Raw genomic sequence first — 15,249 nt, 5'->3', positions numbered from 1 at the left:
GTAGTGAAAACAGTTTCACCAGACTAAATTTTTTTCATAAGTAGTTCATAGATATTCATCGTGTCACGGCTTGTGTCATGGGAATGTGAGTTTAAACCTTAATTTACGCTTCCACTCCGATTATGGTTGAGCTAAGTAAAACGTCTCATGTTCAAGGAGAGCTCAATGAGCGCCAACAAGATTAAGATATATGGTTTAGGTGCCAGTGTATTGATGTGCAGTGTTGCATTCACAGGATTCGATGCGCAAGCGGCTGACGCCAAGGAAATGCTACGAAATGGTCAGTTTAGTGAAGCCACCAATGGTTGGTGGTCTGCCGGCGGTAAGCTTGCGGCCAACGCTGGTGAGGCGTGTATCGAGATCGCTCAACCAGGTAGCAATGCTTGGGATGTGATTATTGGTCAAGCAGGTTTAGGTTTAGCCCAAGGCGAGAGCTATGCAGTGCAATTTACTGCAAGAGCGACCGAGGAAACCGGTTTTAAGGCCTTGATTCAACATGAAGGCCCTCCTTATACCCATTTCTTTCTAGAAGATATTACAATCGGTAAACAAGCGGAGCAGTTTAATTTTAGCTTTGTTCAAGAAGAGAAAAGTGATCCCAAGACCGAGTTTCAATTTCAACTTGGCGCGCAAAAAGCTGCAACAGTTTGTTTCAGCGGGGTTTCTGTCAAGGGTGTTAATTATAAGGTAGAGAAGAAAATACCTTTAGTTAGGCTTAATCAGGTAGGTTTTTTCCCTAAAGCCGAGAAATTCGCCATCATTGATAGTGACGCTCAACAACCGATTTTTTGGCAGCTTAATGACGCTAATGGAGAAGTTGTTGCTAGCGGAAAAACCCGTGTATTTGGCTTGAATAAAGCATCTGGTGAGAACGTTCATCGCGCTGATTTTAGCCACATTCAAACGCCGCAAACAGGGCTAACCTTAACGGCTAACGGTCAAACCAGCCACCCGTTCCGCATTGCTGAAGATATCTATTCTGAACTCAAACATGACGCTTTAAGTTATTTCTATCAAAACCGTAGTGGTATAGACATTAAAGCTGATTATGTGCAACGCCCTGATCTTGCTCGCCCAGCAGGTCACCCCAATGATACCGTTAGTTGTTTTGACAAAAAGGATGCTAAAGGTAACCGCTGGCCGGGTTGTGATTTCGATATGAACTTAACCGGTGGCTGGTATGATGCCGGTGACCACGGTAAGTATGTGGTAAATGGTGGAATTAGTACCTGGACGTTGATGAACCTTTATGAGCGCTCACAATTTATAGATAAGGTTCCTGAGCCTTTTGCTGATGGTAAGCAATTATTGCCTGAAATGAACAACGGGGTTAATGATTTACTGGATGAAGCTCGCTGGAATATGGAGTTTATGCTGGCGATGCAAATTCCAGAAGGTAAACGCGTTGCGGTACCAGTGGGTAATCAACAAGACAATATTGATGCTCTCAAGCTTACTGAAATTGATGCATCTAACTTGGTGTTTCATAAAGTAGCCGATGAGAAGTGGACGGGCATGCCTCTGCCTCCTCATAAAGACACTATGAAGCGTTACGTTGGTCAACCAAGTACTGCAGCTACCCTCAACCTTGCGGCTACTGCAGCCCAGTGTGCTCGTATCTGGAAAGACATTGATGCTGAGTTTTCAGCGCAATGTTTAGATGCTGCGAGCCGCGCTTGGCAGGCTGCTGCCAAACACCCAGAGGTGTATGCTTATGATAACTTTACTGGCTCTGGTCCCTACGGTGACCTTGAGTTAGCCGATGAGTTTTATTGGGCTGCGGCAGAGTTATTTATTAGCACTGGTGAGCAACAATACTTGACTGCTTTAAAAGCTTCTCCGGCATTTTTGGCGGCGCCAGTTGGCGATGAAACCGCGAGTGGTGATTTATTTTGGCAGGATTTGAGTTCGGCAGGTACCCTAAGCTTAGCCTTAGTACCTAGTAAACTCGATCAAGCAACACGTGATAAAGCTCGCGCTAATATCATTGCTACAGCAGATGCATACTCTAAGCAGTTATCTCAAGAGGGTTACTATATCCCTTACACTGCTGAGCAATATCCTTGGGGTTCAAACTCAAATATTGTTAACCGCGGAATATTTCTCACTTATGCCGCTGATTACACGGGTGAGACACATTACATGCAAACGCTGGCGCATGGTATGGATTATCTGCTTGGGCGTAACCCAATGGATCAGTCTTACATCACAGGTTACGGTGGTAACCCATTGAAAAACCCACATCACCGTTTTTGGGCGCACCAAGCTGATGAGAAATCACCGGTTCCAGCACCAGGCGCGTTATCGGGTGGCCCAAACTCTATTAGTTTTAGTGACCCAGTCGCTGCAACCTTAGAGGGTAATTGTATTGCTCAAACTTGTTTTGCCGACGAGATTGGAGCATGGACATTAAACGAGATTACCATTAACTGGAATGCGCCGTTGGTATGGGTAACAAGCGCTTTAGATGAAAAAGCGTTAACGAAATAGCGACACGGTTGTTGTAAAAAGTAGGCCGGCTTATGTCGGCCTTTACTATTTACACCACAAAAAAGCTACTCAGATAAGGGCTTTGCTATTCGAATATGTGATCTGCTACGGCGTTCTCATGCATAATTTTACTCAAAGCAAGTTCTTAGCTAAGTAGCAGTATATAGTTGAGCAAAGGGGTTTATTCCTTGACTGCTCAATGGCTTCTGTATTGGGTGTAATGAGGGATAAAATGGTAACTCGATCAAGATTTCAGAGAATTACTGTGAAAGATAAAAGCAAATCAGATCAACGCTCTACTGTTTATGATGTGGCTGCATTAGCGGGCGTTTCGCCCAGTACTGTATCTCGATTTATGAATCAAACCACTTATGTTTCAGATTCCAAGAGAAAGCAAATTCAATCCGCCATGGCTGAGCTAGGCTATAAGCCTGGTCAGCAAACAGGGGCCAGTGCCAGTAGTCGAACGATGACTATCGGAGTACTGGTACAGCATCCCGATAGCCCATTCTATTCTTCTATTCTACGCGGGATTGAAGAGGTGTTATTAGCTCAAGGCTATTCGCACATCATTGTTACTGGCCACTGGAATACCGAAGAAGAAATGGAGTCGATGCAACTACTCTTATCGCGCTCGGTTGATGGTATTATTATAGTGACTGGTGGTTTGAGCGATTCTCAAGTTATTGAGTACGCAAAGAAAAAACCAATAGTCGCGTTAGGTCGAGATCTTGAAGCGGCGCGTTTACGCTCGATTAAAATTGAAAACTCGGTGGGTGCTTATATGGCTACCAATCACCTTATTCAATTAGGGCATCGAGAAATTGCTCATATTAAGGGGCCGGCAGGGCACCCTGATGCCCAGCAGCGTTTAGAAGGGTATACGCAAGCGATGGAGCATGCTGGTTTACCGGTCAAGCTTGCGTTAATTGAGCAAGGTGATTTTACTGAAAAAGGTGGTTTTGAGGCGGTACAACGTTTATTGGCCAACAAAAGGCAATATACGGCCATTTTTGCGGCAAATGACTTAACCGCATTTGGTGCTATGCAGGCGCTATATCAAGCAAAACGACCGGTACCAGAACGCATTTCGGTGATTGGGTTTGACGATGTGCCTAGTGCAGCATTCTTTATCCCACCATTAACCACGGTTCGCCAACCTATTTTCGATACCGGGTATGCGGCGGCATTAACGATGTTAGATATGCTTAATGGTGGTGATAGCAATAGCTTTAGGCTTCCTCCCGTTGAGTTAGTTAAACGCGAAACCACCAAGCCACATATTTAGCTTATTGCTTTATCATTTTACTGCCTAAGTCGTTTATAATTGGCGGCTTAGGCAGAATAGTAGAATGCGTATGAAAACCAATCTTATTACCCGTGCGGGCTGGCATAAATTAGACAAAGAGCTTAAATATCTTTGGAAAGTAAAACGCCCAGAAGTCACCCAAGCGGTATCTGAAGCGGCCGCCTTGGGCGATCGTTCAGAGAATGCTGAATACAAAGAAGGTAAGCGTGAACTACGCCGGATTGATTCTCGCTTACGTTTTTTAAATAAACGCCTAGACGCCTTAGAGATTGTTGATCATTACCCTCAGCAAAATGGCAAAGTGTTCTTTGGCGCTTGGGTAGAGCTGGAAAACGAAGCGGGTGAGGTAGTGCAATATCGCATCGTGGGTACCGATGAAATAGATCCCAAGCTTGGCTACATAACGATAGACTCACCCATGGCTAGAGCTTTGATTGGCAAGCAAGTCGATGATGATGTATTTGTGACAACGCCAACGGGGCTTAAAGAGTGGTGGGTAACGGCGATTCAATACACGCCTTTCAAGGCTAAACCAGCCTGCTAATTGATTACTAGCCCTACCATTTAAACTGACGCCATAAGGCCGATGGTGGACCTTACATTATCTTTAGCTTGTTAATCGTGGTTCGCTTTAGCGTCAATCTCATACTTAGCCGTATACTCAGCGATAGGCATATAATTTCCCCTTATTGAAATTAATTCACTTTATGTTATCAACAACATGAAGCTGGTTGACTTAAATTAACACAGAGTTACTATCTAGCGGTATAGACGTCTATCAGTCTTTAATGGAGAAGGTAATGGGATTTCACCACGCACAACAGATCGAAACACTCAATCAAAGCTTAAGTGAGCTTAATCGCGATATTAATGTGTCGTTTGAATTTTTCCCGCCGACTACCGAAAGCATGGAGCAAACTTTGTGGGCGTCCATCGAACGCTTGCAAACCTTGAAGCCAAAATTTGTATCCGTCACTTATGGTGCTAATTCTGGCACCCGTAACCGAACCCATAATGTGATTAAAGCGATCAAAGACCGAACCGGTTTAGCTGCAGCCCCACATTTAACCTGTATCGACTCAAGGCCTGATGAGCTGCGTCAAATTGCTCGGGATTACTGGAATAGTGGTATTCGTAACATCGTCGCTTTAAGGGGTGATTTACCGCAAGGTTCTGCAAAGCCTGCGATGTATGCTAGCGATTTAGTCAGCTTGCTTAAACAAGAGGCTGATTTTGATATTTCAGTGGCCGCTTATCCTGAAGTGCATCCGGAAGCCAAAAGTGCCCAAGCGGATTTGTTGGCCTTAAAACGTAAGATGGACGCCGGAGCAAACCAAGCTATTACGCAGTTTTTCTTTGATGTTGAAAGCTATTTACGTTTTCGTGACCGTTGCGCAGCGGTGGGCATAGAAGGTGAAATTATTCCCGGTATTTTGCCGGTGTCAAATTACAACACCTTAAAGAAGTTTGCTTCTTTTGCTAATGTAAAGGTACCGCAGTGGTTACATGGCCAATTTGCTGGTTTGGACAATGACCAAACTACCCGCAATTTGGTGGGCGCTAGTGTGGCGATTGAGATGGTTAAGGTGTTATCACGAGAAGGGGTAAAAGACTTTCATTTTTATACCTTGAACCGTTCTGAACTTTCCTATGCAATTTGTCATACTCTGGGGGTTCGTCCAGCGGAAACGGTGCCTGCTTAGTTGTTAATTCTACTAAACCTTATAAAAGCCTAGCAATGCTAGGTTTTTGTACCTGTAGTTGATTGGCAATAAATTATGATTACTTCCTAACAAACTGTTGGACACAAGCTTGTTAGGGCATTCACTTGTTCAAAGGTGTTTCCGATTAGCGGGAGTATGGAACAGTTGGAGTTAACGTCCAATTAGGGTTCAATTTTCACAATAGCTGATTTAGCCCCAATTATAATTTCAGCTCCAGACTGAAAAATAAATGACCAAAGCCAGCTATCATCTGGTGCTTTATCAACCCAGAATTGACCATCGCACCAATCATCACCTGATATAAAACCAAAACTTTCTAAGCAATCATCTTCTGTGAAAGGTATTTCAGAATCTCTTGGCTTAAATTCAAACTGAGATACATTCGATATATTTAGAACAATGAAATTAGGTTGATTTTGATTTACCCAATTTCCAGCACCTCTTTTCCACTTAAGAATAACTGATTGATTTTCAATCATATAATTTATCTCGATGAAATCAAAATCGTTATGAAGATCATAATCGATAGAATTGTATTTTAGATAAGTACTCTGAGACCATGAAAAGTTTTCCGAAATCATCCTTGAACCCTAGACATAATGCTCCCCCGGTGAAAGTGCCGACCTCCTGCGTTTATCGTGGGGTAGTCAAACTAGAGCCACACTGTTAGATGCAAAGTCATAACAGAACAGGAGATCGACATGGCTACATCTAGCACGTTTTTCATAGGACTAGACGTTCACAAAGAAACCACAGATGTCGCTTATTGTGTTGATAACTGGAGAGATGAGCCTGTATTTCATAGCACCATTCCCACCAATATTCGTTCTATCAATAAACTTATCAAAAAATACAAAGACTTGGCTACTCATCTTTGCGTGGTTTATGAAGCTGGGCCGTGTGGGTTTTGGCTTTATCGTCATTTAGTTAAGCACTGTAGTGGTCAACTAAATTTGGCCACCCCGTTATAAGTTCTTTAGTTCGATGATGGACCGCAGTGATAAACGTTCAGTTTTCGACAAGTTTTCCTCTAGAAAGCATTGCAGAAGCACTTAGTAAAACGATTAGTTTTGCTAAGTGTGAAGGCGAGTTTTTAAGGTGTTATTGGACTATCTGCCAAACAAACAATGGGGCATAAATGAGATAGACCGCGAATGCCCAACTACGAATTTAAAGCAAATGAACGTTCTTTATTGTAAACGAGCAATCATATTGCCGACCTTGTTACATGAGCAAGGCGTTTACCCCAGAGCATATTAACCACATGATTACCGCGTAATACCAGTTGTTCTTCAGGATCTGCTGAGTGCTAAACTGGTAACGACCAATCATGGTTAAGCCTACACCCGACAGGGGGCTACTGCCGGTAGATATCGCCCAAGAACTCAGAAACAAAAAGCCCAACTGGCTTGGCTCTGGGTTAAGTGGCAATAGCAAAGGGCTGGCTAAAGAAATACTAATTACCGGATGAATGCCTAACATACAGGCCACTATCATCATTGCTAGCACCACCGCAAAGGTTTGGTGGTTAAAGCTTACATTGTGCAGGCTTAGTGTGTCGGGATAAGCCAACAATAAGGCTTTAATCCCCGCTGAAAATACCCCCGCCGCTAAAAACAAGACGTATTGACTACCTACGTTGGACAGACGGTGAGTGATAAATTGGCGTGCAACCAGTACTTTTGATTTGCCTTTAGAAAAAGCCAGTGCTGCCATCGGAGCTAAGCAAGTTATCATTAAAATAATGCTGAATTCAGGAAAGGCAAAATGCAAGCTGATTACGGTTATCGCGAGCACTAAAGGGATAGTTAAGCTTTCTCGGCGAACCGGATAACCTGCAAAGTTGTCTTTATTGCGCAATGATACTTCGGTGATGGTAAACGCTAAGGCGATTAAGGCCATTAGTGCGCCCGGTAGTAATACATCTAGCCACTGCATGCCGGGGGCATAAGTTATCGACACTGCAGTGGCAATGAAAAAGGGAGACCACCAAGCGGCGGCGCAAAAGCAACGCATCAATACTTTTTGTTGGGCATTACTCAGTGGTTGTTGTTTGGCCAAGCGATCACCAACGATAAAAACGATAGATAAGTTAATAATGGCGCCAAGTAGGTTGACCCCTAACGCGGTGGTGGCAATACTGCGTTTACCGCTTGGTAAGGGGTCTTGTTGATTTTCGGGGTTAGCCAGAGCCAGGAATGATACCGCGCTAAACATCGCAAGTAAGGGCAAGTTAATAGATAGAATGTCTGTTGCGCTTAACCAAGTATCTTGGCTTGCCGCAAATACTAACAATGCGATGCCTATTGTCAGTAAGCAGCCTGCTTGAACTCTAATGGGGCGACTGAGTTGGGGGAGATAAACGACCGCAGCTCCCCAAGCGACTATCGTAGCGAAGCCAATACCGATAAGGCCAAAGGCGTACAGCAGATAGAGCAATAACGAGGCGAGAAACAACCATCCCTTAAATTGTTGCATTGAAGACATCCTAACTATCAATGAGCCATTTGGCTAAATGGCATTGTTGCGCAAGACCATGCTAATTTTATAGCCTTGTGCTGTATTTTACCTAGTTTAAAAACGAACAACCCCGCAAGAGCGGGGTTGTTTACACTTAAGTGAGTACTGGCTTAACCTGTATTACGCATACCCGCTGCGATACCGGCAATGCTCACCATTAAGGCTTGGTCAACCACTGGGCATAACTCTTCACTGGCACGAGAACGATTCAGTAGCTCTACCTGCAGTACATGTAGTGGGTCAATGTAAGGGTTACGCAAGTTAATCGATTCAACAACCCAAGCTTGGTTTGCTAATAAGCGATGCTCAGGTGCTAATGACAAAATTGCCGCTCGAGATCTTTCTAGATCCGCGCGCAGTTTCTCACCTAGTACCTGTAGCTCAGGTTCTACTAAACGGTCATCATAGATTTTTGATAGCCAGGTATCCGCTTTCATGAAGACCATTTCAAGCATTGCTAAGCGATTATCAAAAAATGGCCAGGTGCGCATCTCTTGAAGTAAATCGGCTTTGCCTTGCTCAATCAGGCTTTCAAAGGCCGAACCACTACCTAACCATGCTGGTAGCAATAAGCGGTTTTGGCTCCATGAGAAAATCCAAGGAATTGCGCGCAGGCTTTCTACACCGCCATCTTGGCGACGTTTAGCTGGGCGACTCCCTAAGGGTAACTTGGCCAACTCTCGCTCAGGTGTTGCCGAGCGGAAGTAAGGTACAAAGTCTTCTTCGCCCCACACTACGCCGCGGTAGGCATCACACGAATTTTCAGCGATTTGATCCATTACTTCTCGCCATTCTTGCTTTGGCTCAACTGGTGGCACTAAGTTGGCTTCAAGCACAGCACTGGCGTATAAATTTAAGCTGTCTAAAGCGACTTTAGGCAAACCGAATTTGAAACGGATCATTTCACCTTGCTCGGTCACACGTAAGCCACCTTTTAAAGAGCCCGGTGGTTGCGAGAGTAAGGCCGCATGCGCAGGAGCGCCGCCACGACCAATCGTACCGCCACGTCCATGGAACAAGGTAAGATTTACTTGGTGTCCTTCACAGATCGACACTAGAGCCTCTTGAGCACGATATTGTGCCCATGATGCTGCTAATACGCCGGCGTCTTTGGCTGAATCTGAATAGCCAATCATGACATGTTGCTGACCCGAGATGTAGCCACGGTACCAGTCTACCGACAATAGCTTACTCATGGTGGCTGGTGCGTTATTCAAATCATCTAAGGTTTCAAATAATGGCGCGACCGGTAAGCGGAAGGGGCAACCCGCTTCTTGTAATAACAGTTGCACTGCTAATACGTCAGATGGCTCACTCGCCATCGAAATGATGTAGATACCGAGTGCTTCGCGTTCTTGTTTAGCAATAATGGCGCAAGTATCCAGAACTTCCTGTACTGCTTCACTGGGCTCCCAATCGCGAGGGAATAAGGGACGCTTAGAGTTTAATTCTTGTAATAAGAAATGCTGTTTGTCGGTTTCGTTCCAGTGGGCATAGTCACCCATGCCTAGGTAACGGGTGATTTCAGAAAACACTTCTTCGTGGCGACCACTATCTTGGCGAATGTCCAAGCGCAGTAAGTTAATACCAAAGCAAGCAATACGGCGCAGTAGGTCAAGCAAGGTACCATCGGCAATAATGCCCATGCCACAATCTTGTAGCGAGTAGTAACAAAGCTCTAGCGGCTCACGTAATTGCTCGGTATTGGTAATAATATCGCGCGCTTCGGTATATTGGCCTTTTAATTTAGCAGTGAGGTAATCATGGGTTTCTTGTAGCTCGCTGCGCAACACTTTTAATAGTGCACGATAAGGTTCGCTCTGATCGCCGGTTTGTTCTAATAGCGCTTCATTGGCGTCACTCATCGACAGCTCACTAACTAAAATTTGTATTTCTTTTAAATACAAATCTACCGCTACCCAGCGGCTTGAAAGCAACACTTCTTCGGTAACCTTAGCGGTAACAAACGGGTTGCCATCACGGTCGCCGCCCATCCAGGATGAAAACACGACAGGAGCGCAGTCTAGTGCTAAGCGCATATCAAAATGTTTAGCGAGCTTTTTGTCTAGCTGGCGAACAAATTCTGGTACTGCTTGCCATAGTGAGTTCTCGATAACCGCGAAGCCCCATTTAGCTTCATCGACCGGAGTCGGGCGTTGTTGACGGATTTCGTCGGTGTGCCAAGCTTGGTTAATCAATTGTTCCAAGCGGCCTAGTAAGTTTTCACGCTCACGCTCTGGTAAGTCGAGCTCTAACCAATCTAAACAGTTATTAATACTCACGTGTTTATTGATTAAGGTACGACGCGTTACCTCGGTTGGGTGAGCAGTTAATACCAATTCGATATTAAGCTGGGCTACCGCATGGTGAATCTCAGCTTCACTGAGGTTTTCTTGTTTTAGCTTTTGGAATACCAAGTCAATCGGATCTTGAGCGCAAGTGCTACCTTCGCAATTTCTCGATACCGTATGAAATTGCTCGGCAATATTGGCCAAGTTGAGAAACTGACTAAATGCACGAGTAACCGGCAGTAGTTCGTCATCGCTAAGATTACGCAATAGTTCTAATAGCTGCTCTCGAGCTTGGTCGTCATTATTGCGAGAGGCTTTAGCTAGCTGGCGAATCGTCTCTACTTTCTCTAAGAACGCTTCACCCATATGGCTTTTGATCGTATTTCCAAGCAGTTGTCCGAGTAAGTTTACGTTTCCTCGTAACGACGCGTTGATTTCCTGAGGCATATTCTGGCTCATTCTTATTCCTTCACTGATTGCGTTTGCTAGCGTTTATTGAAATTTTTTTACTAAATCATCCAAGTCTACGACCCAAAACATACCTAAGGCCAGCCATATAGTCAAAAAACCTGTAATTAAATTACAGAGAATCAGGCTTGGATTGAGATAACTCTACACACTACTGATAGAGTATTGCTGTAAAAGAGTGTACTGCAAATTATCATTTTATATTGTATGTGGTGACGCCGACACCAAATAATAAATAAAAATTCATTATTATTGCATAAAGAATTGCTTGTGGTATGCTCCGCTTATACTAGAAGCGCGGTGTTTTTGTTACTGCTTAAAAAGTGACTTTTTGTTCAGCTAATGAGTGAAAAACGCTTCTAAAAAAACTAATATGCCATCGATTTCAAGGAAACAGGAAACAATGTTAAAGGCTGCAATTATCGGAGCAAGTGGTTATACCGGTGCTGAGTTGGCGGGCTATGTGAGTCGACACCCCAAATTGGCGCTTGCTGGTTTGTTTGTCTCAGAACGTAGCTTAGACGCAGGCAAGGCCTTATCTAGCTTGCACGGTAAACTCCGAGGTGTAGTTGATGCCCCAGTTCAGCCGCTAATAGTGGCTGATATTGCCAGCACTTTTGCCGATATTGACATTGTATTACTCGCCACCGCCCACGAAGTGAGTCATGACTTAGCGAGTGCCTTATTAGGCGCTGGCTGTCAGGTATTCGATTTATCGGGTGCCTTCCGAGTTGAAAGTGCGGAATTTTACGAAAAATACTATGGGTTTACTCATCAATTTCCCGAGTTATTGGAACAAGCGGTATACGGTTTAGCTGAATGGAATGCCGAGCAAATCAAGCTCACGGATTTGGTCGCAGTGGCCGGTTGTTATCCAACCGCCTCGTTAACAGCGCTAAAGCCTTTGGCAGAAGCAGGCTTGATTGACACAAACAGTAAAGCCATTATTAATGCAACCAGTGGTGTGAGTGGTGCAGGGCGTAAAGCCTCATTCGGCAGTTCGTTCTGCGAAGTCAGTTTAAGTCCTTATGGCGTATTTAATCATCGTCATCAACCAGAGATTGCCACTCATTTAGGCCATCCGGTTATTTTTACTCCACATTTAGGTAATTTTAAACGAGGTATTCTGGCCACCATTAATGTTTGTTTAAAAGCGGGTACGACTGAAGAGCAAGTTAATCAGGCTTACCAACAAGCCTACGCTGGGCAAAATATTGTTCGCCTGTTAGATGGCGAATGGCCTTCTATTAGTAACGTTGAGCATACGCCATTTATTGATCTAGCTTGGCAACAGCAAGGTGATGACTTGATTGTGGTCTCTGCCGAAGATAACTTACTGAAAGGCGCGGCTAGCCAAGCCATACAGTGTTTAAATATTCGTAATGGCTTTGCTGTTACCGAATCGCTAATTTAAGGATTCAAAAATGAAACCATTGGTCATTAAATTAGGCGGCGCGGTATTGAATAATGCGCAAGCCTTAGATAACTTGTTTGCTGCTTTACAGCAGGTCAGCCAACCCATCGTATTAGTGCATGGTGGTGGGGTGGTGGTTGAAGACGTGCTGGCTAAAACTGGCTTTGTCTCTGAAAAGTTAGACGGTTTACGGGTAACACCTAAAGAGCAAATCCCCTATGTAGTAGGGGCTCTAGCGGGCACCAGTAATAAACTGCTGTTGGCTCAAGCTTTAAAAGCGGGTTTGTCGGCAGTGGGTTTGTGTTTAAGCGATGCGGGTTCGTGTCACGTAGAACAAATGGACCCGCGTTTGGGGCATGTGGGTGAGGCATCAGTGGGTAACCCCGCGTTACTCACTAGCTTGATTGAACTTGGTCATGTGCCAGTAATGAGCTCAATTGGCATTGGCAAAGACGGTGAACTTTACAATGTTAATGCCGACCAAGCGGCACTTGCAGTATGTCAATTGTTGCAAGGTCAATTGGTATTGCTGTCTGATGTTGCCGGTGTGCTTGACCAAAACAAACAGTTAGTCGCGCAGTTGAATAGCGAATTGGCTGAAAAAATGATTGCTGATGGAGTCATTACCGACGGCATGACGGTAAAAGTAAATGCCGCACTAGAAGCCGCTGCTTTTTTACAAACACCAGTCGCGTTAGCATCATGGAAAGATCCTGTGCGCCTAGCTAGCCTGCTAGCTGGACAAACATATAATGGCGAGTCGGTAGGGACTCAGGTTACCGTTTAAGGAATGAATATGAGTGATTTTAAACACCTGCTGAGCTTGCAGGACTTAACTCAAGAACAAATTTTAGGCTTATTAGAACTAGCCGCTAAAATCAAAAAAACACCGGCAGATTACGGGCAAACACTAGCGGGTAAAAGTGTGGTAACCCTGTTTGAGAAACCGTCTCTACGAACGCGTGTGACTTTCGATATCGGCATTAATCGATTGGGTGGTCACGCGGTTTATCTCGACCAGCAAAATGGTGCGATGGGCGAGCGAGAAAGTGTTAAAGATTTTGCTTCAAATATTACCCGTTGGGCTGATGCCATTGTGGCGCGAGTATTCTCGCACAAAACGCTGCAAACATTACGCGAGCATTCGTCAGTGCCTATCATTAACTCTTTGTGTGATTTGTACCATCCTTGTCAAGGGCTTGCTGACTTTCAAACCATTAGTGAGCAATACTCAGATTTAAGCAAAGTTAAATTAGCTTATTTGGGGGATGGTAATAATGTGACTCATTCTTTGCTATTAGGCGGCGCTATTTTAGGCATGGAAGTGGCGGCGGTATGTCCCTTAGGTTCTAGCCCTGATGCACAAGTGGTGCAAAAAGCGCAACAATTGGCTAAGCATCATGGTGGTAAGATTGTGGTGACCAACAGCGTAGAAGATATCAAAGGCTATGATGTAGTGTATGGTGATACTTGGGTGTCGATGGGCGATGATACGCCACTACAATCAGTAAAAGATAAGTTCATGGCTTATCAAATCAATCAGCATTTAATGCAACAATGTGGTATTAACCATGTATTGCATTGCCAACCCGCTCACCGCGAGTTGGAGATTACTTCGGAAGTGATGGATGGACCTCAGTCTTTGATTTTCGATCAAGCTGAGAACCGTATGCACGCGCAAAATGCCGTTTTAGTTAGTTTATTAAGTTAGTGGAAATTCAGCTAAGCGCTGAGTTAAACAAGGAATTTAACAATGTCAGACATTAAAAAAGTTGTATTAGCATACTCCGGCGGCCTTGATACTTCGGCCATCATCCCTTGGTTAAAAGAAACCTATAACAATTGTGAAATCGTGGCTTTTTGTGCCGATGTAGGCCAAGGTGAAGAAGAGTTAGTTGGCTTAGAAGAAAAAGCCTTAGCTTCTGGTGCATCTGAATGTTACATCGTCGACTTAAAAGAAGAGTTTGTAGCAGACTACATCTACCCGACTATTGCTACCGGCGCAGTCTATGAAGGAACTTACTTGTTAGGTACTTCAATGGCGCGTCCAATTATTGCAAAAGCGCAGGTTGAAGTTGCTCGTAAAGTGGGTGCTGATGCGGTATGTCATGGTTGTACTGGTAAAGGTAATGACCAAATTCGTTTCGAAAGCTGTTTTGCTGCGCTAGCGCCAGAGTTAACAGTGATTGCGCCTTGGCGTGAGTGGGACATGGAAAGCCGTGAAGACCTGCTAGATTACTTAGCTGAGCGCAACATCGAGACGACGGCTTCTGCGACTAAAATCTATAGCCGCGACGCCAATGCTTGGCACATTTCTCATGAAGGTGGCGAGCTTGAAGACCCATGGAACGAGCCTAGTAAGGGTGTTTGGACACTGACTGCCGATCCCGTTGATGCGCCTAATGAGCCTGAATATGTCAGTCTTAAAGTTGAAAATGGTCGAGTTATTGCGGTAAACGATGAAGCATTAAGCCCTTACCAAGTAGTGATGAAGCTAAACCAAATTGCTGCAGCCCATGGTGTGGGTCGTATCGATATTACTGAAAACCGTACCGTTGGTATGAAGTCGCGTGGTTGTTATGAAACACCAGGCGGAACAGTAATTGTTGCTGCACTGCGTGCCATTGAAGAACTCGTATTAGACAAAACTTCACGTGTTTGGCGTGAAAAAGTAGGCCAAGAAATGGCGCACTTAGTCTATGACGGTCGTTGGTTTACCCCGCTATGTACTTCTTTACTTGCTGCTTCTGAAGCGATGGCGAGCGACGCCAACGGCGAAGTGGTTGTTAAGTTATACAAAGGCCAAGCAATGGCTGTACAAAAACGTTCACCGAATAGCTTGTACTCAGAAGAGTTTGCAACATTTGGTGAAGATCAAGTGTACGATCAAAAGCACGCTGAAGGCTTTATTCGTTTATACTCTCTAGCCAGCCGGATCCGTGCTTTAAATAGCAAATAAGCTTGGCCGAAGTATAAGCAGGAAATACTGAGACCTCAGCTGCGCGACGCACTGGGGTTTTTGCAATAATAAAT

12 protein-coding genes are annotated in these 15,249 nt (G+C 44.5%); 9 read left to right on the top strand and 3 right to left on the bottom strand.

Going from position 1 to position 15,249, the window contains the following annotated elements:
- Nucleotides 1-165 precede the first annotated feature (165 nt).
- From ACVFI8_RS07820 to metF, 4 genes are all read left to right on the top strand, one after another.
- On the top strand, nucleotides 166-2,490 hold the full coding sequence (locus ACVFI8_RS07820) for a glycoside hydrolase family 9 protein (protein ID WP_457873521.1): 2,325 nt from the start codon (nucleotides 166-168) through the stop codon (nucleotides 2,488-2,490).
- A 265-nt stretch (nucleotides 2,491-2,755) separates the two neighbouring features.
- Nucleotides 2,756-3,778 (top strand): substrate-binding domain-containing protein, encoded by a 1,023-nt coding sequence (locus tag ACVFI8_RS07815; RefSeq protein WP_248714026.1) that lies wholly within the window; start codon nucleotides 2,756-2,758, stop codon nucleotides 3,776-3,778.
- 70 nt (nucleotides 3,779-3,848) lie between these two features.
- On the top strand, nucleotides 3,849-4,343 hold the full coding sequence (greB, locus tag ACVFI8_RS07810) for a transcription elongation factor GreB (RefSeq protein ID WP_248714027.1): 495 nt from the start codon (nucleotides 3,849-3,851) through the stop codon (nucleotides 4,341-4,343).
- A 256-nt stretch (nucleotides 4,344-4,599) separates the two neighbouring features.
- Nucleotides 4,600-5,502: a methylenetetrahydrofolate reductase gene (gene metF / locus ACVFI8_RS07805; protein WP_457873520.1), complete on the top strand. Its 903-nt coding sequence runs from the start codon at nucleotides 4,600-4,602 to the stop codon at nucleotides 5,500-5,502.
- Nucleotides 5,503-5,684: 182 nt separating this feature from the next.
- On the opposite strand, the gene ACVFI8_RS07800 is transcribed toward metF, so the two are convergent.
- Nucleotides 5,685-6,104: a hypothetical protein gene (locus tag ACVFI8_RS07800; RefSeq protein ID WP_457873519.1), complete on the bottom strand. Its 420-nt coding sequence runs from the start codon at nucleotides 6,102-6,104 to the stop codon at nucleotides 5,685-5,687.
- A 120-nt stretch (nucleotides 6,105-6,224) separates the two neighbouring features.
- Here ACVFI8_RS07800 and ACVFI8_RS07795 point away from each other — a divergent pair, with 120 nt between their 5' ends.
- Nucleotides 6,225-6,494 (top strand): hypothetical protein, encoded by a 270-nt coding sequence (locus ACVFI8_RS07795; protein WP_457873518.1) that lies wholly within the window; start codon nucleotides 6,225-6,227, stop codon nucleotides 6,492-6,494.
- A gap of 253 nt (nucleotides 6,495-6,747) precedes the next feature.
- On the opposite strand, the gene ACVFI8_RS07790 is transcribed toward ACVFI8_RS07795, so the two are convergent.
- Both ACVFI8_RS07790 and ppc read right to left on the bottom strand, forming a co-directional pair.
- Nucleotides 6,748-8,001 (bottom strand): hypothetical protein, encoded by a 1,254-nt coding sequence (locus ACVFI8_RS07790; protein WP_248714031.1) that lies wholly within the window; start codon nucleotides 7,999-8,001, stop codon nucleotides 6,748-6,750.
- Between the two features lie 152 nt (nucleotides 8,002-8,153).
- Complete coding sequence (gene ppc / locus ACVFI8_RS07785) at nucleotides 8,154-10,793, bottom strand: phosphoenolpyruvate carboxylase (protein ID WP_371923108.1); 2,640 nt, start codon at nucleotides 10,791-10,793, stop codon at nucleotides 8,154-8,156.
- A 412-nt stretch (nucleotides 10,794-11,205) separates the two neighbouring features.
- Here ppc and argC point away from each other — a divergent pair, with 412 nt between their 5' ends.
- Genes argC through ACVFI8_RS07765 form a run of 4 tightly spaced genes read left to right on the top strand, consistent with a single transcriptional unit; the run spans nucleotide 11,206 to nucleotide 15,175 of the window.
- A complete protein-coding gene (gene argC, locus ACVFI8_RS07780) occupies nucleotides 11,206-12,216 on the top strand; it encodes an N-acetyl-gamma-glutamyl-phosphate reductase (protein ID WP_248714032.1) in 1,011 nt (336 codons plus the stop codon).
- A 10-nt stretch (nucleotides 12,217-12,226) separates the two neighbouring features.
- Nucleotides 12,227-13,003 (top strand): acetylglutamate kinase, encoded by a 777-nt coding sequence (argB, locus tag ACVFI8_RS07775; RefSeq protein WP_457873517.1) that lies wholly within the window; start codon nucleotides 12,227-12,229, stop codon nucleotides 13,001-13,003.
- Between the two features lie 9 nt (nucleotides 13,004-13,012).
- Nucleotides 13,013-13,927, top strand: a complete 915-nt coding sequence (locus ACVFI8_RS07770; protein ID WP_248714034.1) for an ornithine carbamoyltransferase — start codon at nucleotides 13,013-13,015, stop codon at nucleotides 13,925-13,927.
- A 42-nt stretch (nucleotides 13,928-13,969) separates the two neighbouring features.
- Nucleotides 13,970-15,175: an argininosuccinate synthase gene (locus ACVFI8_RS07765; RefSeq protein ID WP_248714035.1), complete on the top strand. Its 1,206-nt coding sequence runs from the start codon at nucleotides 13,970-13,972 to the stop codon at nucleotides 15,173-15,175.
- The last annotated feature ends 74 nt before the right edge of the window (nucleotides 15,176-15,249 follow it).

The organism is Agarivorans sp. MS3-6 (assembly GCF_054112545.1).
This window is presented reverse-complemented; position numbering and strand designations above follow the sequence as displayed.

Coding starts and splice junctions, on each gene's coding strand:
- ACVFI8_RS07795 (WP_457873518.1), top strand. CDS start 6,225: ATGGCTACATCTAGCACGTTTTTCATAGGACTAGACGTTCACAAAGAA.
- ACVFI8_RS07765 (WP_248714035.1), top strand. CDS start 13,970: ATGTCAGACATTAAAAAAGTTGTATTAGCATACTCCGGCGGCCTTGAT.
- ppc (WP_371923108.1), bottom strand. CDS start 10,793: ATGAGCCAGAATATGCCTCAGGAAATCAACGCGTCGTTACGAGGAAAC.
- metF (WP_457873520.1), top strand. CDS start 4,600: ATGGGATTTCACCACGCACAACAGATCGAAACACTCAATCAAAGCTTA.
- greB (WP_248714027.1), top strand. CDS start 3,849: ATGAAAACCAATCTTATTACCCGTGCGGGCTGGCATAAATTAGACAAA.
- ACVFI8_RS07790 (WP_248714031.1), bottom strand. CDS start 8,001: ATGCAACAATTTAAGGGATGGTTGTTTCTCGCCTCGTTATTGCTCTAT.
- argB (WP_457873517.1), top strand. CDS start 12,227: ATGAAACCATTGGTCATTAAATTAGGCGGCGCGGTATTGAATAATGCG.
- ACVFI8_RS07770 (WP_248714034.1), top strand. CDS start 13,013: ATGAGTGATTTTAAACACCTGCTGAGCTTGCAGGACTTAACTCAAGAA.
- ACVFI8_RS07820 (WP_457873521.1), top strand. CDS start 166: ATGAGCGCCAACAAGATTAAGATATATGGTTTAGGTGCCAGTGTATTG.
- ACVFI8_RS07800 (WP_457873519.1), bottom strand. CDS start 6,104: ATGATTTCGGAAAACTTTTCATGGTCTCAGAGTACTTATCTAAAATAC.
- argC (WP_248714032.1), top strand. CDS start 11,206: ATGTTAAAGGCTGCAATTATCGGAGCAAGTGGTTATACCGGTGCTGAG.